At 37.0% G+C, this 23,810-nt stretch carries 19 protein-coding genes; all 19 read left to right on the forward strand.

What is annotated here, in order from left to right; all coding sequences use genetic code 11:
* Nucleotides 1-178 precede the first annotated feature (178 nt).
* A complete protein-coding gene (locus tag I2I13_RS23730) occupies nucleotides 179-1,705 on the forward strand; it encodes a lipopolysaccharide biosynthesis protein (protein ID WP_195650703.1) in 1,527 nt (508 codons plus the stop codon).
* Entirely contained in the window at nucleotides 1,702-2,889 is a 1,188-nt protein-coding gene (locus tag I2I13_RS23735) for a Coenzyme F420 hydrogenase/dehydrogenase, beta subunit C-terminal domain (protein ID WP_195650704.1), read from the forward strand. Before I2I13_RS23730 ends, I2I13_RS23735 begins: the two co-directional genes overlap by 4 nt.
* Nucleotides 2,890-2,898: 9 nt before the next feature.
* Nucleotides 2,899-4,059 carry a polysaccharide pyruvyl transferase family protein gene (locus I2I13_RS23740; RefSeq protein ID WP_195650705.1) on the forward strand — a complete coding sequence of 387 codons (1,161 nt, stop codon included), beginning with the start codon at nucleotides 2,899-2,901 and terminating at the stop codon, nucleotides 4,057-4,059.
* Nucleotides 4,056-5,306 carry a Coenzyme F420 hydrogenase/dehydrogenase, beta subunit C-terminal domain gene (locus I2I13_RS23745; protein WP_195650706.1) on the forward strand — a complete coding sequence of 417 codons (1,251 nt, stop codon included), beginning with the start codon at nucleotides 4,056-4,058 and terminating at the stop codon, nucleotides 5,304-5,306. The genes I2I13_RS23740 and I2I13_RS23745 overlap by 4 nt, the downstream gene beginning before the upstream one ends.
* 6 nt (nucleotides 5,307-5,312) lie before the next feature.
* Nucleotides 5,313-6,449, forward strand: a complete 1,137-nt coding sequence (locus I2I13_RS23750) for a polysaccharide pyruvyl transferase family protein (RefSeq protein ID WP_195650707.1) — start codon at nucleotides 5,313-5,315, stop codon at nucleotides 6,447-6,449.
* Nucleotides 6,440-7,774: an O-antigen ligase family protein gene (locus I2I13_RS23755; protein ID WP_195650708.1), complete on the forward strand. Its 1,335-nt coding sequence runs from the start codon at nucleotides 6,440-6,442 to the stop codon at nucleotides 7,772-7,774. The genes I2I13_RS23750 and I2I13_RS23755 overlap by 10 nt, the downstream gene beginning before the upstream one ends.
* On the forward strand, nucleotides 7,752-8,738 hold the full coding sequence (locus I2I13_RS23760; protein ID WP_195650709.1) for a glycosyltransferase family 8 protein: 987 nt from the start codon (nucleotides 7,752-7,754) through the stop codon (nucleotides 8,736-8,738). Before I2I13_RS23755 ends, I2I13_RS23760 begins: the two co-directional genes overlap by 23 nt.
* Before the next feature lie 88 nt (nucleotides 8,739-8,826).
* Entirely contained in the window at nucleotides 8,827-9,948 is a 1,122-nt protein-coding gene (locus tag I2I13_RS23765; RefSeq protein WP_004325825.1) for a glycosyltransferase family 4 protein, read from the forward strand.
* 19 nt (nucleotides 9,949-9,967) lie between these two features.
* On the forward strand, nucleotides 9,968-10,954 hold the full coding sequence (locus tag I2I13_RS23770; RefSeq protein WP_004325826.1) for a nitroreductase family protein: 987 nt from the start codon (nucleotides 9,968-9,970) through the stop codon (nucleotides 10,952-10,954).
* Between the two features lie 3 nt (nucleotides 10,955-10,957).
* Nucleotides 10,958-11,995, forward strand: a complete 1,038-nt coding sequence (locus tag I2I13_RS23775) for a polysaccharide pyruvyl transferase family protein (RefSeq protein ID WP_004325827.1) — start codon at nucleotides 10,958-10,960, stop codon at nucleotides 11,993-11,995.
* Nucleotides 11,996-12,005: 10 nt separating this feature from the next.
* Nucleotides 12,006-12,977: a glycosyltransferase gene (locus I2I13_RS23780; protein ID WP_004325828.1), complete on the forward strand. Its 972-nt coding sequence runs from the start codon at nucleotides 12,006-12,008 to the stop codon at nucleotides 12,975-12,977.
* A gap of 118 nt (nucleotides 12,978-13,095) precedes the next feature.
* Nucleotides 13,096-14,277 carry a glycosyltransferase gene (locus tag I2I13_RS23785; protein ID WP_004325829.1) on the forward strand — a complete coding sequence of 394 codons (1,182 nt, stop codon included), beginning with the start codon at nucleotides 13,096-13,098 and terminating at the stop codon, nucleotides 14,275-14,277.
* Nucleotides 14,278-14,317: 40 nt separating this feature from the next.
* Nucleotides 14,318-15,388, forward strand: coding sequence for a radical SAM/SPASM domain-containing protein (locus I2I13_RS23790; RefSeq protein ID WP_004325830.1), 1,071 nt, complete (start codon nucleotides 14,318-14,320; stop codon nucleotides 15,386-15,388).
* Nucleotides 15,389-15,392: 4 nt separating this feature from the next.
* Nucleotides 15,393-16,475: a glycosyltransferase family 4 protein gene (locus I2I13_RS23795; RefSeq protein ID WP_004325831.1), complete on the forward strand. Its 1,083-nt coding sequence runs from the start codon at nucleotides 15,393-15,395 to the stop codon at nucleotides 16,473-16,475.
* Nucleotides 16,476-16,494: 19 nt separating this feature from the next.
* The gene (locus I2I13_RS23800; RefSeq protein WP_004325832.1) at nucleotides 16,495-17,901 is read left to right on the forward strand and encodes an undecaprenyl-phosphate glucose phosphotransferase; all 1,407 of its coding nucleotides are present in this window, start codon (nucleotides 16,495-16,497) and stop codon (nucleotides 17,899-17,901) included.
* A gap of 71 nt (nucleotides 17,902-17,972) precedes the next feature.
* Nucleotides 17,973-18,797: a polysaccharide biosynthesis/export family protein gene (locus I2I13_RS23805; RefSeq protein WP_195650710.1), complete on the forward strand. Its 825-nt coding sequence runs from the start codon at nucleotides 17,973-17,975 to the stop codon at nucleotides 18,795-18,797.
* Nucleotides 18,798-18,806: 9 nt separating this feature from the next.
* The gene (locus tag I2I13_RS23810; protein ID WP_195650711.1) at nucleotides 18,807-21,248 is read left to right on the forward strand and encodes a polysaccharide biosynthesis tyrosine autokinase; all 2,442 of its coding nucleotides are present in this window, start codon (nucleotides 18,807-18,809) and stop codon (nucleotides 21,246-21,248) included.
* A 294-nt stretch (nucleotides 21,249-21,542) separates the two neighbouring features.
* The gene (locus I2I13_RS23815) at nucleotides 21,543-23,108 is read left to right on the forward strand and encodes an ATP-binding protein (RefSeq protein WP_195650712.1); all 1,566 of its coding nucleotides are present in this window, start codon (nucleotides 21,543-21,545) and stop codon (nucleotides 23,106-23,108) included.
* A 13-nt stretch (nucleotides 23,109-23,121) separates the two neighbouring features.
* Nucleotides 23,122-23,810, forward strand: a 689-nt coding sequence (locus I2I13_RS23820; RefSeq protein ID WP_195650713.1) for an AAA family ATPase, incomplete at its 3' end; no start/stop codon positions are given.

Here is a 23,810-nt window from a genome sequence, read left to right on the forward strand (position 1 = left end):
ATTTGTTACCCTTGACAATCGGACTGGAGTAATAACAAATATTAAAAATCAGTATCTTTTTTGACGTTATTTATGAGAGAACCGCCTTGTGGCGGCTTTCCTTGGGGTACACGTCAAAATTGGACGCTAACAGTTGTGAATAAAGTTAGTGATTTTATATGTGCACATCTTTAAATTTATGTCAGATACCTCAATTAATAACAAACGCATAGCCAAGAATACACTTCTTCTGTATTTTCGTATGTTTTTCATGATGGCGATTACACTCTATACAAGTAGAGTTGTTTTGGCAGCATTGGGTGTTGAAGATTTTGGTATTTATAATGTGGTTGGTGGTGTAGTAGCTATGATGGGGATTCTTAATGGAGCAATGTCTGTTTCTACTCAACGTTTTCTCACTTTTGAATTAGGGAAAAATGATAAGATACGGCTGAAGCAAGTATTTAGTATATCTATGAGTATATACATATTATTTGCAATCATATTAGTTCTTTTAGCTGAGACCATTGGCCTTTGGTTTCTTAACACATGTTTGGTGATTCCTTCCGAAAAAATGGAAGCAGCAAACTGGGTTTATCAGTTTTCAATTATTTCAGCTATCATAACCCTTTTATATAATCCTTATAATGCAATGATTATAGCTCACGAACGAATGAAAATTTATGCTTATGTGAGCGTTTATGAAGCTATATTGAAGCTGACTGTAGCCCTATTAATCCAGTTTCTTGCGGATGACCGACTGTTTTATTATGGACTTTTTCTCTTGATAGCATCGTTTATGGTCACCCTAACTTATTTCATTTATTCGGTACGATCATTCGAAGAGGCTAGATATACGTTTTATTGGGAGAAAAAATTATTTAATCAGTTATTGTCTTATTCAGGATGGAATATGTTTGGCTCTATTGCTAGTTTAGTCAAAGGGCAGGGTTTGAATATCTTGCTTAATCTGTTTTTTAATCCTTCTGTGAATGCGGCACGGGGCATCGCTTTTCAAATAAACTCTGCTGTCAGCCAGTTCTTTACAAATTTTTATACGGCAGTGCGTCCACAAATTACAAAGTATTATGCACAAGACGATATAGAGAATATGACGAAACTTGTCTTTCGTAGCTCAAAATTTTCATTTTTCTTGATCATGTTTATTTCGCTGCCACTTATAGTGGAAGCTCCTTTTGTTATTAAATTGTGGTTGGGGCAAATACCTGAATATGTGATACCTTTTATGCGTCTCATTATTTTGATTACAGCGGTGGACGCAATGGCTACTCCGTTAATGACCACGGCGCACGCAACTGGAAACATCAAACTCTATCAATCTGTAGTTGGTACATTGGTAATGTTTAATATACCTATTTCTTATGTAGCCCTTGAATTAGGATATTCTGCAGTTTCCGTGTTTTATATATCACTGGTTATTTCTATCATTAGTCTTTTTCTTCGATTATGGATTGTAAACAGACTTTTGGATTTTCCAGTTATTGATTATATGAAAGACGTTTTTGGACGTTGTACTCTTTGTTCTCTGTTGGGTGCAATTATCCCAGTATTATTAGCTTCTAGATTAGGTACTACTTTCTTATCTTTTTGCTTGGTATCTATCGTGTCTTTATTCTCAAGTGGCTTAACGATCTGGTCCATCGGATTAAATGCTACTGAGCGGTCTCAATTGTTGACTATAGTAAAGAAAAAAATAAAAAGATGATTCAACTCGCCCCTAAAAAAATATGTACGGGATGTGGCGCATGTGCTTTTGTCTGTGGTAAGAACTGTATTGTGATGAAAGAGAATGAAGTAGGCATTGTTTATCCGGAATTGGATATGTCTAATTGCGTACAATGTGAACGTTGCCAAAAAGTTTGTCCTATAATTGAGAATGTGGATTTTCGAAAACCTTTAACTGCTTATGCGGCATGGAGTAGTAATGAGAATGAACGAGCTACCAGTGCCTCTGGAGGTATTGCTTCTGAAATATACAAGATGGCCATTGTGAACGGTTATCTTGCGGCTGGGGCGGTCATTAATAATGATTTTTATGTATCGATGCAGTTGACAGACTCTATGGAAGATGTGGGACTCTTTAAAAATTCAAAATACGTATTTAGCAGTGCAATAGAGCTTTATCCAAAACTTCGTATTCTTCTGAAAGAAGGAAAAAAGACGGTAATTATAGGCTTGCCCTGTCAAATAGCTGCTATACGGAAGCTTTTTAAAGACAATGAGAATCTTTTGTTGATAGATGTTGTATGTCATGGAACTACACCGTACAGCTACCTAAAGCAACATATTGCTATGTTGGAGAAGAAATATGGTGAAGTGGCGAAACGAATGTCATTTCGTGATCCGTCTCTATATACTAATACTTTCACCTTCACTTTATATAATGCCGATAATAAACGTTTTTATGCGCAGCGAACAAAGGATGGTGATACTTATCAATTTGGTTATCATCGGATGGTGAGTTATAGAGAAAATTGTTATCACTGCAAGTTTGCCAAAAGCAAACGGATTTCAGATATTACATTGAGTGATTATAAAGGATTGGGAACAATGGCGCCATGTGCTTTCAGTGCTCAAAAAGTATCAAGTGTTTTAATAAATACCGATAGAGGTAAAATCTTAATCGAATCACTCATAACTACTGGAAAAATAAAGGCAGAGGAAAGACCTGTTGATGAGCCTGTTCAGGGTGATGAACAGCTACGCCGTCCTTCTGCCAAGAGTAAATATAGACTATATTTCGAGAGGGATATACAAGTATTTAGAGGAAATTTTGAGATTGCAATTCTGGCGGCTCAAAATCAATATATTCGTGATGAAAAGATAAAAAAAATAATATTCTTTCCAAAACGGATTGTTCGTAAACTATTAAAAGTAATCCACGTATAGAATCGAAAGATGAGAAAAATAGGTATTATTACTATTCATAACTCTCCGAATTATGGAGCCAGTTTGCAAGCCTTTGCACTATATGAATATATTCGTCAGCAAGGTGCTGAAGTGGAAATTATTGACCTTCATAGGCCTAATGCTCATGCCGATTATGAGCAAAGTAAGAAGTATCTTCCCTATCGATTACAGAAGAAAAGTAGTGTTAATCAACTGATAATAACGGTAAAGAAGTTACTGTATACAATTGCTTATGGGAAAAAAAAGGCATTTACAATGGGGTATTATGATGATGCTCTTACAAAATTTGAAGTTTTTAATTCTGTAATTAGGATGTCAAAACCATATAAAAGCGTGGATGCTATATATGCAGATCCCCCTGTATATGATGTCTATATTACAGGTAGTGATCAATTATGGAATCCTACCCAACGATTCTGCTTAGAACCTTTCTTTTTGACTTTTGTTCCCAATAATGCTGTGAAAATATCTTATGCGTCAAGCATCGGGATTTCTTCATTGACCAATAGAGAGAAGAATGACTTTAAAAGATGGTTGTCGAGCTATAATGCGATTTCTGTAAGAGAGAAACAAGCTCAAAAAATGCTCAATGAGATATTGATGGAGAAGAATATATTTCAGGTTTCTGATCCTACATTTTTGTTGGATAGAGACTTTTGGAAAAAAATGGCAATTGTTCCAGCTAATAGAGAACCCTACATTTTACTTTTTCCATTGATGCATGATGTTTACTTGCTTAAGTTTGCTATTCGTATGGCACATGAAAGTGGAAAAAAGTTAGTGGTTGTGGACCAAAAAAAAAATGTAGAAGGAAGTTATGTTCTGATAAAAGATGCTGGTCCTCGCGAATGGCTCGGACTTATAGCTAACGCTGATTTAGTATTGACAGATTCTTTTCATGGAACAGTATTTTCTATTTTGTTAAGTTCTCATAATTTTTATTCATATATTGCTCCTACCAATAAGAGGGGGGCGCGTATTACTGACTTATTAGAAACTTTTGGGTTAAGTGATCATTTGCTTTGTTCTTCTTTAAAGGAGAGTTATCAGCAGTTATCGTCAAATGTCCCCAGCAAAGAAATAATTACTAAAATTTTTCAATGTGAGCAGGAGAAGTCTCGTCAATTTTTAGACAAATATATTCAATGAACATATCAAAAATACATAATTGCTATGGTTGCGGTGTTTGTGCTATCTCTTGTACAAAGAATATTATCAGCATAGAACTAAACGATAACGGTTTCTATGAGCCTAGGATAAGCGATGTGAATAAATGTACGGATTGTGGTTTATGCTTTGATGTGTGTGCTTATTCACATGATGAAATCAGTCTTCAGAATTTAGAAATTCATAGTTATGCTGCATGGAGTAATGATTCTGCAGTTCGACGAAAGTGTAGTAGTGGAGGTGTTGGATTTGAATTAGGCCGCATGATGTTATCCAAAGGGTATAAAGTATGCGGAGTGCGATATAATGCAGAAGTTGCACGTGCAGAACATTACATTGCTACCACTCTTGAGGAACTCATTCAAAGCATAGGTAGTAAGTACATTCAAAGTTATACCGTTGACGGCTTTAAGGGAATTAGTCGGAAGGAAAAATACTTGGTAACGGGGACTCCATGTCAAATAGATTCTTTTAGAAGATACATTCGTAGATTTAGGGTAGAGGATAATTTTGTGCTGATGGACTTCTTTTGCCACGGTGTTCCTTCTATGTTTGTATGGCAAAAGTATCTGAAGGATGTGGAAAAAGTAGTAGGTAAGGTTACTTATGCTTCTTGGCGTAACAAGTGGCGGGGGTGGCATGATTCTTATGCTATAGGAATAGATGGTGAAAAGCATGGCAAAAAGGTGAATTGGCATGATTCATATAATTCATTGATAAAGGAGAGAAAAACATTTGTAAATTCTAGATTGTCACAAGGTGATAAATTTTATGCTCTTTTCTTAGGTGATGGCTGTTTGGGGGGGGCTTGTTATGATCATTGTAAATATAAATACAAACATTCTTCCGCTGATATTCGTATCGGTGACGCTTGGGGTACATGTTATAAAAAAGATGAGGATGGAGTGAGTGCTGTTATTGCATTTACCTCAATAGGAAATGAATGGCTTAAAAAGGCTAATTTGCATATAGAACAAAAGCCTTTTGATGTCGTAGCGGAATTGCAGATAAAAAAGGCTTCTAAGAGAACGTTGATAACAAAAATATTGATGAAAGAACTTAAAAAAGAAAGTTCAACAATCGATGATGTGTATGCTATACAGTTGTTGTATAATAAACTGAAAAGGTTGATTCGGAGGATAAGTAATCCTAAAAAAACAATAGTGAATTTTTTTAATAGATTTTCAAGTTCGCATTCTAATAAACTGAATGCGCCAACTTTAAAATAACAGTATATGAATATTAAGATTATAACATGTCATGATGTTTATAATTATGGAGCATCACTGCAAGCATATGCTTTGCAAACCTATTTGAAACAAAAGGGACATGATGTTGAAATTATAGACTATTTACCTGCATATATGGATAAAGCTTATAGTTTGAACTTTAATAGATATATGTCAATCCCTAAAATGTCGCCTTTGTACAAATATAAGGATAATGCATTCTTTAGAATTGTTTATGCTATAAAGAAATACTTGCCACAATTATATAAAATCGTACGGCAGAGAGGGCGGAAGCTGGCTTTTGACAGGTTTAAACATGCTTATTTGCATCTTACGGATCATTATGTAGAATACAGGGATTTGAAGGACGTACAATGGGTGGCTGATGTCTTTATTGTTGGAAGTGATCAAGTGTGGAATCCATTATTTAATAATGGAAGAGATCCTTCTTATTTTTTGCAGTTTGGTAGTCTGGAAACCAAAAGAGTGGCGTATGCTGCGAGTTTTGGAGTATCAACTTTAGAAGAACAAGACGTAAAAAGAATGAAAGAGTGGTTAAAGAGCTTTTCGGCTATATCAGTAAGAGAAACTACCGGATTAAGATTATTAACCAGTATAGGAATATTAGGAGCCCAACATGTTGTTGATCCCGTTTTTTTACTATCTCCAAAGGATTGGAATATATTAATCCAAGATGGAACCTCGCCTGCTCTGGATTACGTCTTGGTATATAACCTGGGGCAAGTTGATGAGTCTATTAAAAGTTGTGCACAAGAATTAGCACGGAAACATAATTTGTCTATTCTATCTATAGAAGATAGTACTAAAATTAAATATGCAGATAAAATTGTAGAAAGTGCGGGACCTATAGAATTTGTGAGGTATATTAAAGCAGCGAGGTATGTTGTAACAAACTCATTTCATGCGACGGCTTTTTCATTAAAATTTAATGTCCCTTTTTATGTGTTTATCAGAAATGTAACTTCTTCACGAATTTCCGATGTGTTGAGTTTAGTCGCTCTTCAAGAACGGCTGAATGTTGCATCTTTTGAAATGGAAATAGATTGGGAAAAAGTTAACCTGAAAATAGAAAACTGTATAAAAAGCTCGAAAAAGTTTATAGATGATATTCTATGCTTATAATTAAAGTTCTTTCTATTGCACTAATATTGCTATGTATTTATAAGATATATAATAGCAAAAATTATCTGCATTGCTTTATGTGGTTTATGCTTGGTATGTACTTGATACATCCGAACGCGGAACTTTTTCGTATGTCTTATGCTGGATCAAGATTAGTACTTATTTTTGCTTTTATAGCAAGACTGTTAAAAGATCATACATTTTCTTCAGTTATAAATAGATTTCCTCTTAAAATAGAGTTGCTTCTAATGTTTGTATTTCTGCTTATTCAACCTCTTTTTACGGGATGGTCAGGCATTAAAGGTGTAAATTGGGCAATTCAGGATTTCTTGTCAACCTATTTTCTTTTCTTTTTGGGTTTTGCATCTCTTCCATCCAATGTGAATATCTGGAAGAATATAAAAAAATATATATATATTATTCTTCTTGTCGTAGTACTTGTTGGTTATATGAGTTATTTTATGGCAGAGAATTTTGTTACTCTTGCTCATTCAGCATCGGGTGAAATATTATGGAGTTCTGAGAGAGCTTTATCTGAAAGGGGATTTAGAAGTACAGGTACACAGTTTTCTCCTAATATTTTTGGCTTGATTAATGTAACTCTTATATTATTGCTTTTTCATTTTGAGAGAAAAAATTATGTAAAACTGATAGGCACAGGTTTGTTACTGATGAATATATTCTTTTGTGGAACACGAGCTCCTTTTGTTGTATTGCTCCTTTCATTAATTGTGTATGGATTCCTCATTAATAAAAAGCAAATGTTAAAGTCTTTGTGTTTGGGATTGCCTTTTCTGGTTGTATTTATATATTTTTTGAGAGATATACCAATTGTCCAATCATATGTTGAAGGTGTACTTGATATTTTGTTGACAGGTGGTGAAAATACAGGAGGTAGTTCTGTAGAACTTAGGAACTATCAAATGGCGACGGCCTTAATGTATTTTGCGGAAGCTCCTTTGGTGGGGCATGGTATATATTATACGATGAACCTAATTAATGAAGATGGACTTTTTTATAATCGTTATAATTCGTTGTTGGCAGGAGCAGAAGGTTATCCATTTTATTTATTGATAGATTATGGAGTTATTTATATTACACTTGTAATTTCTTTTATGGCTAGAGTTGCTTTGTATTTTTATCGGAATTTGAATATTCATCGTTCTATCGCTATAGCATTGCTTTTTGCTGAAATATTATTTGTAATGACCTCACAACCTGCCCACTCATGGGAAGTACTATTTCCTTGGTTGGGGTTGTTTATGAGATATGTTTATAATTCAAATTTGGAAAAGAAAACTCATGGATATTGTATTAGCTTGTGATAATAATTTTGCACCTTATTGTGCTACAACAATAGCTTCTGTTGCAGATCATAATATAGGAACCTGTTTTTATTTGTTAACGGATAATCTTAGTAATGAAAATGCGGTAAAACTTAAAAGCATGACCGAGAATATGGGTAGTTCTCTTCAGATTATATATGTAGATTCTGGATTGTTTGGAGATTTTCCTATGCCGTCATCTCCAGGCTTATCCCATATAAGTCTAGCCACTTATTTCCGACTTTTTATACCGTTACTTCTTCCTTTATCCGTGGAAAAGTTAATTTACTTAGATTGTGATATTATAGTGCGTCATAGTATAGCTAAATTATATGATATTGACATTGAAGATTATCTGCTGGGAGCAGTTTATCACAATGATAAACTATCTGTGAATAATGGTGCTTTCAAGCGTCTTCATATACCGGTTGAGCAAGGCTATTTTAATGCGGGGGTTCTACTGATTAACCTTAAGAAATGGCGTGAGGAGCATATTTATGAAAAAAGTATTGAATTTCTAAGGAATAATAGTGAGAGTATCGTTAATCACGATCAAGATGTATTGAATGTCGTATGTGGAAAGAAAACTAAGATGTTGTCATACACTTGGAATACTATGAACTATTTTTTTATGAAAAATTTTCAATTATCACAGGATAGAGTTTTGAAGATATATCAAAAAGAAGAACAAACGAATGTGATCGACCCTACAATAATTCACTTTGCTTCACGCCCCAAACCTTGGGAGAGATTATGTATACATCCGTTTGTGTGTGAATTTGATAAATACTTGCGGCTTACACCTTATAAAGGGATAAAAAAGAAGAAAAATTCTGTAGGTGAATTCTGGAATTTGGTGGTTAAACCCATGATTTTAGGTTATCATCGTTATACCTATATTAGAGTTTGTGGCTGTCGAATATATATTGGTTGGTTACCAATATTAAAAAGATATAGAGATTGACTAAAACGAAATGAGTGCTAAAGAAAATATAAACGAAGTTTGCTAAATAATTATGAATGTTAATTATTAATTGGGAATTGTTTTTTGTATGAATAAGAGAAAGATTTGTTGGATTACTCCAGATTACTTTGTTGATTGCGATTTGAATTATTTTAATATGCATGAAATCTTAAGGCATTACGATATTCATTGGATCGTACTATTTTCTAAAAATAATAGATTTAAAGAGGCAGACTTCGAACAAATAAGGAAAGAAAATACGAATCTGACGATTGAATTTTTTAGGTTCAATAATAGAATACGCAATCCCAAAAATATCTTAGCACATATGCGTCTAGGCAAAATTATAAAAAAACAGAATTCTGATATTATCTATATGAATGATAGTGTTTACTCACCATGGGAATTGCCAATGTTTTATTTGCTGCCTAAGAAACATTATATTCAAACGGCACATCAAGGAGAGGTTCATATTGGGATGGGACACCAAAGGCTGTTAAACACGCTACGTAGATTGGTCTATTCGCAAGTAAAATATGTCAACATGTTTTCTGAGTCACAGGCAGCTTTGTTTCAAAAACATTTTCCTGATTCAAAAATATTCAGAATACCTTTGGCATTAAAAGATTTTGGTGTTCCTAGCATTGAAAAGCCCAAAGATGGTATTATTCGATTTCTTTCATTTGGAACAATCAATTATGCAAAGAATATTGATTTGTTGATAGATGCCGCGTGTTTGCTTTATAACAAGGGATATCGAGGTTTTAAGATATCTATCAATGGGATGTGTAAGGATTGGAGTTTTTATCAAGCAAGGATTAAATATCCTGATCTTTTCGATATAGATATCCGATCTATAGACAATTCAGAGATAGCTAATCTGTTTTCGTCCGCTGACTATTTTGTTCAACCTTATAGAGTGGTGTCTCAAAGTGGTCCTACAAAGATTGCTTTTAATTATAATCTTCCGATTATAGCTTCGAATTTGCCAGGCTTTTCGGATGAGATTCTTGAAGGGGTAAATGGTTATCTTTTTGAGCCTGGGAACGTAGAAGATTTAGTTTGTGTAATGGCTCATGCCATAGATACGTATAACTGTGGCTATGATAAGCTGAAATCTTCAATGATAGAACATACCAAACAATACTATTCAGCGGAAAGAATAGCCTCTCAATATATAGAAATGTTCAATTACGTATCATGTAAATAATTCTTTAGATTAGAATCTTATGAAAGAAAAATTAAAGTCGGCTATTAAGGGAAATGTTTTTATCGTATGGTTACGTATTATATTTGAAAAAATAGGAGAGTCCTTCTCATTGACTTTGTATAGTGGAAGTACGAACCAGACAAAGGATATCTTTAAAAAGCAGGCGGAATTGCAAATCAGAATACATGCTTTGGAAAAGGGAATGTCTATTGGTCATGTAAGAGTAGGGTTTGGAAAGGAAAAGGCATTCTCTATTATTGAAGATCTTGAAGATTTGCTAAAGAAAGGAGGTGCTAAACCGTTCGTTGTTGAATCTGTCTCTGTCTTGCAGAAGTATATTGAATTTAATGGGAATATGGGTGCTGATATGGTTGATGTAGGGACAGCTCTCAATAGATTATGTTCTTTGTACAATATAAAAATCAATGATGTTGGTGGAATATATAATCTCAATCTAAAAGATATTTCAAGCAAAATTCAATGTTCTTTTGATTCATTTTCTCAATCACGTTTTTCTATTCGTGATTTTGGTGATTCACCATTAGAGGTAGAGAAAGTTTGTGCCGCATTAAAACTTTGTGAGCGCACCCCATCTGCTTGTAATAGGCAGAGTTGGAGAGTTCATGTTTATACGGAAAATAATTTGGTTGCAAAAATGTTCGAATTGCAAGGTGGAAGCAAGGGGTTTAATAAGCAAATGCAATGTGCTATTCTTGTTTGTGGCGATTTGAGGAATTATGGTTTTTATGAACAAAATCTTCCTTTTGTTGATGGAGGGCTTTACGCAATGAATCTTCTGTACTCTCTTCATTATTACGGATTAGCCACTATACCATTGACTATGGGACATAAATGGAGAATAACAAAAAAAATAAAGCAAGAGATGCGTATTCCGAGCTATGAGGTTCCAGTCCTTTTGATAGGTGTAGGGACGTTTAAGGATGATTATAAAGTAGCGGTTTCGCATCGCTATATGTATAAAGACTATGTAAAATTTAATCAATAAGCAATGAAAATCGGATTATTAACATATCATAAGTCGTATAATTGTGGGGCAGTGTTACAAACTTATGCCACATGTCGTCTTCTTAAGGAACTGGGACATGAAGTAGAGTTGATAGATCTTAGGCAGCCAGAACCTATAAAGTTGAGACAATTGATTTTTATTCCTCGCTTTATTAAATTTCATAGGTTCTGCAAAAAGTTTTACCCGTCGCTAACACGGCATTATAAAACAGTGGAGGAGCTTAGAAAGGCAAAGTTGGATTATGACTGTTTATTGGTAGGAAGTGACCAAACATGGAATCCTTTAATTAGTCGTGAACAATGTTTAGCCTATTTTCTTGATTTTGGAGGGGATCAGGTTCGCAGAGTGTCGTTTGCTTCGAGTTTTGGAGTGAATATGTGGCCGGAGAGTCATAAAGAGCTACTGCCTGCTATAGATAAACTTCTTCATCGTTTTTCGGGCATATCTGTGAGAGAAGTTACGGGCCAAAATATATTAAAACAGCAATTTAGTCTTGATAGTAGTTTAGTGCTTGATCCTACAATGCTACATTCTTCTTATGCGGAAATTACTTCATCTATTACTCCCAATCACCGTATTGTCTGTTATCTCTTGAATCGTAATGATTGTCAGCTTGATATGGCACGTTATCTTTCATACAAGATGGGTATACCGGCTCGTATGATATTTAATGGATATCCTTTGAGAGGGTTTGAATATTGTTATCCTCCCGCTATAAAAGGATGGATAGAGCAGATTGGTGGAGCGGAGGTTGTAGTGACGGATTCCTTCCATGGATTGGTGTTTAGTTTGCTTTATCATCGTCAGTTTGCTGTGATTCCTATAGCAAATGGATTATCGAGCCGTCTGCTTGATTTGCTTGACTTAGTAGGACTAGAAGATCATGTGTTTACTTCCCAGGAGGAGTTGGAAAAGAATATGGAGGTACTTCAGCGTCCGATTGATTATGAGAGGGTAGACGGTATATTGGCTATTTATAGAGAACGGTCAATTGACTTTTTACGTAATGTTTTGAAATAAGGATAGTAAGATGATACACATATTACATGGCTTTTCTAATGTGGATAGTGAGTTTAAGCCTCGAAATTTGCGACAAGAGGTGCACTATATTGAGTCGCCTCGTACTAAGAAACGTATCGTGGGTTGGACGATAGGCTGTTTTCGAGCTCTATATTGTTCCCGGAGGGGAGAAACAGTGTTTTGTTGGTATGATTTTCAAGCCGTATTACTTTATTGGATGTGTCTTTTGACTTTTCAGCGTAGAAATATTGGTTGTCTCAATATTCTTTTAAAAAAGAAAGATACTATACAAAATCGCATTGTATCGAAAATGTATCGCAAAGCTTTAATGTCGAAATATTTCCATGCCAGTGTAACCTCTTATTATTATGGAGAATTGTTGAAAGAGTGGTTGTGTCTTGATTTTAATTATACTGTAATTCATGATCCTTATCATGAGAAATGGGAAAGAAAATGTGAATCGTTGAGTCATGATATATTTGTAGGCGGAGGAAATTCTAGAGATTGGTCTTTTATGCTAGAAGTGGCAAAACAAATGTCTGACGTGAATTTTTTATTTGTAATGAATAGCTTAGACTATCGTATGTATAAAGAATATATTACAGAGAACATTAAGGTGAAATGTAATCTGCCCTTTAATCAGTTTCTCCAAGAGATGGCTAATTCCGCCATAGTAGCAATGCCACTGACAACCGAGGCTCCGGCAGGATTATTGGTGTTGTTTCAAGCAGCGGGAAGTGAGAGATTTGTTATTACCACCTCAACCGCCACAACGAGAGCATATATTACTTCTGATCGGGGGTGTGCTTTGGAGCGTGATGTAAAGCAATGGAAAGATGCTATTCGTTACTATTTATTGAATGAGAAAGAACGTAATGATAAGGCACTCAAACTCCACAAGTTTCTAAAAGATGTTTGTGGAAGAGATAATTTTGATTCTGGCATTCAAAAAATCGTGGACTTATGCGAATCAAATTATTAGTCAAGTATTTGATTGGATGGCTTAAATGCAGATTTAATCATATTGAGTTTGGAGATTGCTGTTATCTCGGGATTAATTTAAATATTATCAATTGAGTGCTTATCAATAATCATATCTAATGCGAATATTATTAGCTAACAAGTTTTACTATGCTCGTGGTGGAGATTGCATTTGTACCATCAATCTGGAGGAACTTTTGAAGAAAAACGGGCACGAAGTAGCAATCTTTGCTATGGATTTTCCGGAGAACTTGCAGACTTCATGGAGTAAATATTTCCCCGGTGAGATTCGGTTTAAACCGGGGATTGGGATAATAGAAGCTTTTGCTCGTCCTTTTGGTATAGGCGAGGTGAAAAGAAAATTTAATGCACTTTTGGATGATTTCCATCCGGACGTGGTGCATGTTCATAATATTCATAGCCAGCTTTCGCCAATCATAGTGGAATTGGCTCATCAAAGAGGAATAAAAGTGGTATGGACATTACACGATTACAAGTTGCTTTGCCCACGTTATGACTGCCTGCGCAATGGTACGGAAGTTTGTGAAGAGTGTTTTGCAGACAAGCGTCGGGTGGTGGAGCATAAGTGTATGAAAAATTCTTGCTTGGCTAGTATGCTAGCCTATTGGGAAGCAATGAAATGGAACAGACAACGTTTGGAGGCTTCTACGGATGTTTTCTTATCACCCAGTTCTTTCATGGCCGAGAAAATGAAGCAAGGTGGTTTTGATAAATCGAAGATTCACATTCTCTGTAATTTTATAGATGTGAAAAAGACTATAAGACAAGAGTATAATAAGCAAGATTATTATTGTTTTATCGGTCGATTATCTCATGAAAAGGGGGGCGCGACTTTGGTAAAGGCGGCTCGACAGTTACCCTATAAATTGCGAATCATTGGCGGAGGTCCTCTAATGGATGAACTTAAGACATTGGCTGCCGGAACTGACATTGAATTTTTGGGCTATAAACAATGGCCGGAGATTAAGGAATTGGTGGGGTGTGCTCGCTTTAGCGTTATTCCTTCGGAGTGGTACGAAAACAATCCACTTTCGGTGATTGAGGCGCAATGCTTGGGTACTCCTGTGTTGGGGGCTCGTATCGGAGGGATACCGGAATTGATAGAGGAGGGAAAAAGCGGAATGTTGTTTGAATCGAAAAATACGGTGGATTTGAAAACGAAGATTGAAGCAATGTTTTCACACACATTCAATTATGAGGCATTGGCTAAAAGTTCCCAAGAAAGATATTCTGAAGATGCTTATTATCAACGGTTAATGAATGTTTATACCGGGGAATAGGAGCTTTATTTAATTGTATATATTTAATCATATTCATATTATGGCTACAAATGGTATCCCGTGTCCTACGGACGCGAGCATCATCTTGACGTATCGTTGCCCGATGCGTTGCAAGATGTGTAATGTGTGGCAATATCCCACAGAAAAGAGTAAAGAGATACAACCAGAAGAGTTACGTACACTACCGAAGTTGAAATTCATCAACCTGACGGGTGGAGAACCTTTTATTCGTGAAGATTTGGATAAAATAGTTGAAGAATGCTACCGTCATTCCAACCGTATTGTAATCTCTACTTCGGGCTGGTTTGAGGATAGAGTCATAGCTTTAGCCAAGAAATTTCCGAATATTGGTATTCGTATTTCTATAGAGGGGCTAAGTTGCAAGAATGATGAGTTACGTGGTCACGCAGGTGGCTTTGACAAAGGTTTACGTACTTTATTGACATTGAAAGATATGGGATTGAAAGATATCGGCTTTGGATGTACGGTATCCAATAATAACTCCAAGGATATGCTTTCACTCTATCAGTTGAGTAAGTCATTGGGGATGGAATTTGCTACAGCTGCTTTTCATAATTCATATTATTTTCATAAAGACGATAATGTGATAACAAACAAAGATGAAGTCTGCAAAAACTTTGAACAGTTGATAGAATGGCAATTGAAAGAGAATCATCCGAAAAGTTGGTTTCGTGCTTTCTTCAATATGGGGTTGATTAACTATATAGAAGGAGGTCGCCGTATGCTGCCATGTGAAGCTGGTTCTGCCAATTTCTTTATTGAACCTTATGGTGATGTATATCCATGTAATGGTTTGGAGGAAAAATACTGGATGAAGAAAATGGGTAATATTCGTGAAACTCCGAACTTTATGACTATTTGGGAAAGTGAACAAGCACAGCAGGTACGTGATATGGTGCGCAAATGTCCGAAGAACTGCTGGATGGTGGGTACTGCTTCTCCGGTGATGCACAAATATATCAAACATCCGTTAAAGTGGGCCATAGCAAATAAACTTCGTAGTATGCAAGGGAAGTCTGCCTGTCTTGATAAGTGTTGGTATAATGTAGGCCAGGATCCTTGTCAAGGGGACTTAAGAGAAAAGTTCTGATACTATGAAAGTTGTAGTAACTGGTACCCGGGGAATACCCAATATCCTAGGTGGTGTCGAAACGCACTGCGAGGAACTTTTTCCTCGTATGGTACAAAAAGATATTGATATAACTATTGTTCGTCGTAAAAGTTACGTTCATGATTCACTTGCGGAATATCAGGGAGTGAAACTGGTGGATATAACAACCCCGAAGAAAAAATCACTGGAAGCCGTTATTCATACGTTCAAGGCGATTTTGAAAGCAAGAAGTCTGCATGCGGATATTGTGCATATCCATGCTATTGGTCCGGCATTGCTGACTCCCCTGGCGCGTCTGTTGGGAATGCAAGTCGTTTTTACTCACCATGGTCCGGATTATGACAGGGATAAATGGGGGGTTGCGGCTAAAACCATGTTGAAGCTGGGGGAACGAATGGGCGTAATGTTTGCCAATGAGGTAATTGTCATTTCGGAGGTGATAAATGATATTCTGGTGCGCAAATATGGACGGAGAGACTGTCGTCTTATTTACAATGGAGTGCCTGCGCCTGATAAAATTGCAGATACGGATTATCTGGAGAGTCTGGGTGTGGAATCTCATAAGTATGTATTTGCCATGGGACGTTTTGTGCCCGAAAAGAATTTTCATCATTTGATTCATGCGTTTTCGGCTTTAAAACGACTTGACTATAAACTCATATTAGCCGGTGATAGTGATTTTGAAGATGATTATTCGATAAGTTTAAAGAAACTGGCCAAGGAAAATGGGGTAATTCTTACGGGATTTATTAAAGGTAAGAAATTGCATGAATTGTTGACTCATGCCTGTTGTTTTGTGTTGCCTTCTTCTCACGAGGGATTGCCTATCGCATTACTGGAGGCTATGAGCTATGACCTGCCTGTAATCGTAAGTAGCATCCCTGCTAACCTGGAGGTAGGATTAGCGCATGACTGTTATTTTCAGACTGGTGATGAAAAGGAGTTAAAAGACAAATTACAAAAAGTGTTATCAAAAGATTTTGTTCCGGCATCTTATTCTATGGATGAATATAATTGGGATACAATTGCGGAGCAAGTATTGGCACTATATCGGGGAATGGTTTAAAATTTTAATAAATGAATTTATGCAGGAAGTCCAACGTTTTAATAAAGTCCTAAAGTCTTTGGTCCTTTTGGGGGATCTTATTTTGCTGAACCTGCTTTTATGGGGATTTAATTTGTTTCTGGGTACCCGTTTCTGGTGTATCCATTGCGGTTCTATTTTTCAGGGAATGACTCTTATAACTCTGTGCTATTTACTTTGTAACATGCATTCAGGTGTTATTCTTCATCGTCCTGTGGTGCGTCCTGAACAGATTATGATCCGTGTTTTACGTAACATGGTTCCTTTTGTCTTTTTATCGGTTTGTACGTTGCTTGTTTTTCATTTTCATTTTTCTCATTCCCGCTATTTCGGACTGTATTATATTGCACTGATAATTGTCATCATTAGCTACCGCTTAATTTCCCGTCACTTACTGGAGATTTATCGGAAAAAGGGCGGAAATGTCCGCAAGGTAGTATTGGTTGGGAGCCATGAGAATATGCAGGAACTTTATCATGCGATGACGGATGATCCTACGTCCGGTTATCGTGTATTGGGGTATTTCGAGGATTTTCCTTCGGATCGGTATCCACAGGATGTTCCATATTTGGGACAACCCAATGAAGTAAGTGTTTTTTTAGAAAAACATGCGGGAGAGATCAACCAGCTTTATTGCAGCCTTCCTTCTGTACGCAGTGCGGAGATTGTTCCTATCATAAATTACTGTGAAAACCATTTGGTTCGTTTTTTTAGTGTTCCTAATGTCCGTAATTATTTGAAACGTAGGATGCACTTTGAATTATTGGGTAATGTTCCTGTACTTTCCATTCGTTGTGAACCATTGGAGTCATTAGAAAACCGTATTATTAAGCGTGCATTTGATATTGTTTGTTCGGGGGTATTTCTTATTACTGTCTTTCCATTTGTCTATATATTCTTCGGAATCGCGATCAAGCTAAGTTCTCCCGGCCCTGTCTTTTTCAAACAAAAGCGCAGTGGTGAAGATGGTCGTGAATTCTGGTGTTACAAGTTCCGCTCGATGAAGGTAAATACACAATGCGATACTCTTCAGGCTACGGAAAACGATCCTCGTAAAACACGTATCGGAGAAATAATGAGAAAGACTAGTGTGGACGAATTACCGCAATTCATTAATGTGTTGAAGGGTGATATGTCTATTGTCGGTCCCCGTCCTCATATGTTGAAGCATACGGAGGAATATTCCAATCTAATAAATAAGTTTATGGTTCGTCACTTTGTAAAACCTGGAATAACTGGATGGGCGCAGGTGACGGGTTATCGTGGTGAGACGAAAGAGCTCTGGCAGATGGAGGGGCGTGTGCAGCGTGATATCTGGTATATAGAACATTGGACGTTTTTATTGGATTTATATATCATGTATAAGACGGTGTATAATGCTATACGTGGTGAAAAAGAAGCATATTAGAAAATTAAAGATTAAAAATTAAAAGGTAGGCGCGCTTGCCTTAAAACTTAGGAATTAAAGGGCGTTTAATTATGAATTTACGAATTATGATGAGAAGACTTAACAAAAGAAATTTGTGGCTACTGTTGTTGCCATTCCTATTGACTGCCTGTCAGTCTTATAAAAAGGTTCCATATTTCCAAAATGTGGAAGTTGTGAACGAGGCAGAACAACAGGAAAAACTGTATGATGCCAAGATCATGCCCAAGGATTTGTTGACTATTGTGGTATCGTGTACTAATCCTGAACTTGCGATACCTTTTAACCTGACAGTTGCCAGCAATGCCGGAATAGCTGTGAGTACTTCGTCTTATGTGACTACTCAACCTGTATTACAACCTTATTTGGTAGATAATGAAGGAAACATAAATTTTCCGGTGTTAGGAGAATTGAAGTTAGGAGGCTTAACGAAAAGGGAAGCGGAACAGCTGATTATAGATAAACTGAAGCCTTACATGAAGGAGACTCCCATTGTAACGGTGCGTATGGTAAATTATAAAATATCTGTTATCGGCGAAGTTACCCGTCCCGGTACTTTCACTATTTCTAATGAGAAAGTGAATCTGTTGGAGGCATTGGCCATGGCTGGTGATATGACGGTCTACGGTCTTCGTGATAATGTAAAGTTGATTCGTGAAGACGCAAACGGTAAACAGCAAATTATGACCTTGGATTTGAATAAGGCCGAAACCATTCTTTCGCCTTACTATTGGTTACAGCAGAATGATATTGTCTATGTGACCCCCAATAAAGCAAAGGCTCGAAATTCGGATGTGGGCAACAGTACCAGTCTTTGGTTCTCTGCTACTTCTATTTTGGTATCTATTGTCAGCCTATTAGTAAATATATTAAAATAATGATTTGCAATGAAAGAAACAGATTTCAACGAAGCAAAAGAATCTAAGGAAGAAAATATAGACGTCAAGGAACTGCTTTTTAAGTATTTGATCCACTGGCCTTGGTTTGTGGGTACGGTTGTAGTGTGTTTGATTGCGGCATGGGTCTATCTTTATATGTCCACTCCCGTATATAATATTTCCGCTACGGTTCTAATAAAGGATGATAAGAAAGGTGGTAGTGCCGGAATGCTTTCCGGGTTGGAGAGTCTGGGATTGGATGGCATGGTCTCTTCTTCGCAGAATATTGATAATGAGATTGAAGTTCTCCGTTCCAAGACTATCGTCAAAGAGGTGGTTGAAGATTTGGGGCTTTATATTTCCTATACGGATGAAGATGAATTCCCTTCCAGAAACATGTATAAGACTTCACCAGTACAAGTGAGCCTGACTCCGCAGGAAGCTGATTTGTTGGAGGAGCCGATGATTGTGGAGATGGCATTGCAACCACAGGGAAGTATGGATGTGAATGTGAAGATTGCCGGTAATAAATATCAGAAACATTTCGAAAAATTGCCGGCTGTTTTTCCTACCGACAAAGGGACATTGGCTTTTTTCCTGACGCCGGACTCGGTATTATCTTCTAAAAGGACATTGGAAGAAACTACAGATTCGGAAAAGACTACACGTAATATTACGGCAACAATTAATAAGCCTTTGGCTGTGGCGAAAGCGTATTGCAAGAATATGACGATTGAGCCCACTTCCAAAACTACTTCTGTGGCTGTCATATCATTGAAAAATTCGAATGTAGAACGAGGCAAGGATTTTATCAATAAGCTATTGGAGATGTATAATATCAATACGAATAATGATAAGAATGAAGTGGCACAAAAAACAGCAGAATTTATCAATGAACGTATTAGTATTATCTCTAAAGAACTGGGCAGTACGGAAAAGGACCTGGAAAGTTTCAAACGTGGGGCGGGTATTACGGATTTGACCAGTGATGCACAGATCGCTTTGACGGGTAGTGCTGAATATGAAAAGAAGCGTGTGGAGAATCAAACCCAGATTAATCTGCTGCAGGATTTGCAGAAATATATGCAAAATGAAGGTTATGAGGTTCTGCCTAGTAATATCGGATTGCAGGATGTGAATCTTGCGGCTGCCATCAACCGTTATAATGATGTGCTTGTTGAGAGAAAACGTTTGCTGCGTACATCAACGGAGAATAATCCTACCATTATAAATCTTGATACCAGTATTAGTGCAATGAAAGAGAATGTCCAAGTATCTTTAGACAGGGTGTTGCGTGGATTGTTTATCACAAAGGCGGATCTGGATCGTGAAGCGAACCGTTATTCCCGTCGTATTAGTGAGGCACCTGGTCAGGAGCGTGAGTTTGTGAGTATTGCTCGCCAACAGGAGATAAAGGCCGGACTTTATTTGATGCTTCTTCAGAAGCGTGAAGAGAATGCGATAACTCTGGCTGCTACAGCCAATAATGCGAAGATTATAGATGACGCGATAGCAGATGAAGCTCCTGTATCTCCTAAGGGTAAGATGATTTACTTGATTGCTTTAGTGTTAGGAGTTGGAATTCCGGTAGGGGTTATTTATTTGCTCGAATTGACTAAATTCAAGATTGAAGGTCGTTCTGATGTAGAAAAGCTTACCAGTGTACCTATTGTTGGTGATATCCCATTGACTGATGAAAAACAGGGTGCTATTGCTGTATTTGAGAATCAAAATAATCTGATGAGTGAAACCTTCCGTAATATCCGAACGAATCTTCAGTTTATGCTTGAAAATGACAAGAAGGTGATTCTGGTTACTTCTACGGTTAGTGGTGAGGGCAAATCTTTCATTTCTGCTAATCTTGCTATTAGTCTTTCTTTATTAGGTAAGAAAGTAGTGATAGTCGGTCTTGATATTCGTAAGCCGGGTTTGAATAAGGTTTTTAATATTCCAAGAAAAGAAGTTGGTATAACTCAATATTTGGCTAATCCGGAAAAGAACTTGATGGATTTAGTACAGCTTTCCGATGTCAGTAAAAATCTGTATATTCTTCCCGGTGGAACAGTTCCTCCTAATCCTACCGAATTATTGGCTCGTGATGGACTGGATAAAGCGATTGAAACTCTTAAGAAAAATTTTGATTATGTGATTCTGGATACAGCTCCTGTTGGTATGGTAACTGATACCTTATTGATAGGACGTGTGGCTGACCTGTCTGTTTATGTCTGCCGTGCAGACTATACTCACAAGAATGAGTATACTTTGATCAACGAACTTGCTGATAAAGATAAATTACCTAGCCTGTGTACTGTAATCAATGGTTTGGATCTGAAGAAAAGAAAGTACGGTTATTATTACGGTTATGGCAAATATGGCAAGTATTATGGCTATGGTAAGCGATATGGCTACGGTTATGGATATGGAGAACAATCTCACGCCAAGGAAGACTAAAGCCATTAATGACCGATATTTTTTAAGTTAATAATGTCATAGAGTACTTTTAATACTTTACACGAAAGTGAGATGGAACATGTAGGTCCCTAACTTCATGCTACACACATGAAGACCCCTACATTTTGTGGTCAGGAAATACACAGCGGTGTATTCTTGGTCAACGCCCTCATGTCGGTGTAAATCCGATGTGATTTCTATTATATCAACCGTCTGTGAAGATAGTTGATATTTTTTTTGTAAAGCAATGACTGATGGATATTTTTTAGTAGCTTTGTGAAAAATATGATTGATATGGAAGATTTGCAAAGACTATATCCTATCGGGATACAGACATTCTCGAAGATACGGGAGGGGAATTACCTCTATGTTGATAAGACGGAGTATGTTTACCGGATGACTCATTCGGCTTCCAGCTATATGTTTTTGAGCCGTCCACGACGTTTTGGGAAGTCATTACTTACTTCTACGCTGCATAGCTATTTCTCCGGCCGTAAGGATCTGTTTCATGGATTGGCTATGGAGAAACTGGAGAAGGAGTGGACGGAATATCCGGTACTTCACTTTGATATGAGTATGGCGAAACATGTGGATAAAGGAGGATTGGAACGTCTTCTTGATTTTATGCTTGCTGAATATGAACGTACGTTTGCTATTAACGCAGTAGAGGGGGATGCCAATCTACGCTTAGTCAATCTTATTAAGCGTGCTTATGAGCAAACAGGTAAGAAGGTGGTTGTGCTTATTGATGAATATGATGCTCCTTTGCTTGATGTAGTACACGAATCGGAAAATCTTGGTGTTTTGCGCAATATTATGCGTAACTTCTATAGTCCGTTAAAAGCTTGTGATCCTTATTTGCGTTATGTATTTCTGACTGGTATTACTAAATTCTCACAACTAAGTATTTTTAGTGAGTTGAATAATATAAAGGATATTAGTATGGATGAGCCATACGCTGTTATCTGTGGAATTAGTGAAGATGAGATACGTTTGCAAATGAAGGATGATTTGGAAGGATTGGCAAAGAAATTGGAGATAACACCTGAAGAGGCTTTGATGAAATTGAAAGAAAATTATGATGGTTATCATTTCACTTCTCCTTCGCCCGATATATATAATCCTTTCAGTTTGCTAAATGCTTTTGCAGATGGAAAATTTGGATCTTATTGGTTTGGTAGCGGTACGCCTACATATCTGATAAATATGTTGGAGAAGTTTGGCGTAGAACCTTCCGAAATTGGAAATAATAGGGTTTCGGTCGAGGATTTTGATGCACCAACAGAAAGGATGACAAGTATTATCCCGCTGCTATATCAAAGTGGCTATATCACTATTAAGAATTATGATGAGGAATTAGACTTGTATACATTGAATATTCCTAATAAGGAAGTGAGAATAGGCCTGATGAAAAGTCTTCTTCCACATTATGTCGGTAGTAAAGCTCCGGAAACCACGACAATGGTGGCGTATCTTTCCCGTGATATCCGTAATGGGGATATGGATGCTGCTTTACACCGTTTGCAAACGTTCCTGTCCACTATACCGCAATGCGATAATACGAAATATGAAGGACACTATCAGCAGGTTTTTTATATCATATTTAGTTTATTAGGGTATTATGTGGATGTGGAAGTTCGTACTCCTCGTGGACGGGTAGATATAGTACTTCGTACGAAGACTACATTGTATGTGATGGAACTGAAACTGGATAAAAGTGCGGGTGAAGCGATGGAGCAAATTGATTTGAAGAATTATCCGGAACGCTTTGCTTTATGTGGATTGCCTGTCGTAAAGGTGGCTGTCAGTTTTGATAGCGAACGGTGTACGATTGGGGGCTGGGAGATTATAAATGCTTAAGTATGTGAAAAATATGATTGATATGGAAGATTTGCAAAGACTATATCCTATCGGGATACAGACATTCTCGAAGATACGGGAGGGGAATTACCTCTATGTTGATAAGACGGAGTATGTTTACCGGATGACTCATTCGGCTTCCAGCTATATGTTTTTGAGCCGTCCACGACGTTTTGGGAAATCATTACTTACTTCCACGCTGCATAGCTATTTTTCCGGTCGTAAGGATCTGTTTCATGGATTGGCTATGGAGAAACTGGAGAAGGAGTGGACGGAATATCCGGTACTTCACTTCGATATGAGTACCGCCAAACATGCGGATAGTGAACAGTTGCTCCAAGAATTGAATCTGAAACTATATGGTTATGAACAGATTTATGGACGGCTGGAGGAGGAGGTTAATCCCAATCAGCGTTTGATGGGACTGATAAAACGTGCCTATGAGCAGACCGGAAAGAAAGTGGTTGTGCTTATTGATGAATATGATGCTCCTTTGCTTGATGTGGTACATGAACGGGAAAATCTGGATGTATTGCGTAACATCATGCGTAACTTCTACAGCCCATTAAAAGCTTGTGATCCTTATTTGCGATATGTATTTCTGACTGGTATTACCAAATTCTCCCAACTAAGTATTTTTAGTGAGTTGAATAATATAAAGAATATTAGTATGGATGAGCCATACGCTGCTATCTGTGGAAT

Origin of the sequence: Bacteroides sp. D55t1_190419_B8 (assembly GCF_015558905.1) — a bacterium.
GTDB classification, from domain to species: Bacteria; Bacteroidota; Bacteroidia; order Bacteroidales; family Bacteroidaceae; genus Bacteroides; species Bacteroides vicugnae.

What these genes read in the sequence shown, in the direction of transcription:
- I2I13_RS23815 (WP_195650712.1), top strand. Translation starts at nt 21,543, where the DNA reads ATGGAAGATTTGCAAAGACTATATCCTATCGGGATACAGACATTCTCG.
- I2I13_RS23810 (WP_195650711.1), top strand. Translation starts at nt 18,807, where the DNA reads ATGAAAGAAACAGATTTCAACGAAGCAAAAGAATCTAAGGAAGAAAAT.
- I2I13_RS23790 (WP_004325830.1), top strand. Translation starts at nt 14,318, where the DNA reads ATGGCTACAAATGGTATCCCGTGTCCTACGGACGCGAGCATCATCTTG.
- I2I13_RS23735 (WP_195650704.1), top strand. Translation starts at nt 1,702, where the DNA reads ATGATTCAACTCGCCCCTAAAAAAATATGTACGGGATGTGGCGCATGT.
- I2I13_RS23740 (WP_195650705.1), top strand. Translation starts at nt 2,899, where the DNA reads ATGAGAAAAATAGGTATTATTACTATTCATAACTCTCCGAATTATGGA.
- I2I13_RS23750 (WP_195650707.1), top strand. Translation starts at nt 5,313, where the DNA reads ATGAATATTAAGATTATAACATGTCATGATGTTTATAATTATGGAGCA.
- I2I13_RS23770 (WP_004325826.1), top strand. Translation starts at nt 9,968, where the DNA reads ATGAAAGAAAAATTAAAGTCGGCTATTAAGGGAAATGTTTTTATCGTA.
- I2I13_RS23785 (WP_004325829.1), top strand. Translation starts at nt 13,096, where the DNA reads ATGCGAATATTATTAGCTAACAAGTTTTACTATGCTCGTGGTGGAGAT.
- I2I13_RS23795 (WP_004325831.1), top strand. Translation starts at nt 15,393, where the DNA reads ATGAAAGTTGTAGTAACTGGTACCCGGGGAATACCCAATATCCTAGGT.
- I2I13_RS23800 (WP_004325832.1), top strand. Translation starts at nt 16,495, where the DNA reads ATGCAGGAAGTCCAACGTTTTAATAAAGTCCTAAAGTCTTTGGTCCTT.
- I2I13_RS23765 (WP_004325825.1), top strand. Translation starts at nt 8,827, where the DNA reads ATGAATAAGAGAAAGATTTGTTGGATTACTCCAGATTACTTTGTTGAT.
- I2I13_RS23755 (WP_195650708.1), top strand. Translation starts at nt 6,440, where the DNA reads ATGCTTATAATTAAAGTTCTTTCTATTGCACTAATATTGCTATGTATT.
- I2I13_RS23805 (WP_195650710.1), top strand. Translation starts at nt 17,973, where the DNA reads ATGAATTTACGAATTATGATGAGAAGACTTAACAAAAGAAATTTGTGG.
- I2I13_RS23780 (WP_004325828.1), top strand. Translation starts at nt 12,006, where the DNA reads ATGATACACATATTACATGGCTTTTCTAATGTGGATAGTGAGTTTAAG.
- I2I13_RS23775 (WP_004325827.1), top strand. Translation starts at nt 10,958, where the DNA reads ATGAAAATCGGATTATTAACATATCATAAGTCGTATAATTGTGGGGCA.
- I2I13_RS23730 (WP_195650703.1), top strand. Translation starts at nt 179, where the DNA reads ATGTCAGATACCTCAATTAATAACAAACGCATAGCCAAGAATACACTT.
- I2I13_RS23745 (WP_195650706.1), top strand. Translation starts at nt 4,056, where the DNA reads ATGAACATATCAAAAATACATAATTGCTATGGTTGCGGTGTTTGTGCT.
- I2I13_RS23760 (WP_195650709.1), top strand. Translation starts at nt 7,752, where the DNA reads ATGGATATTGTATTAGCTTGTGATAATAATTTTGCACCTTATTGTGCT.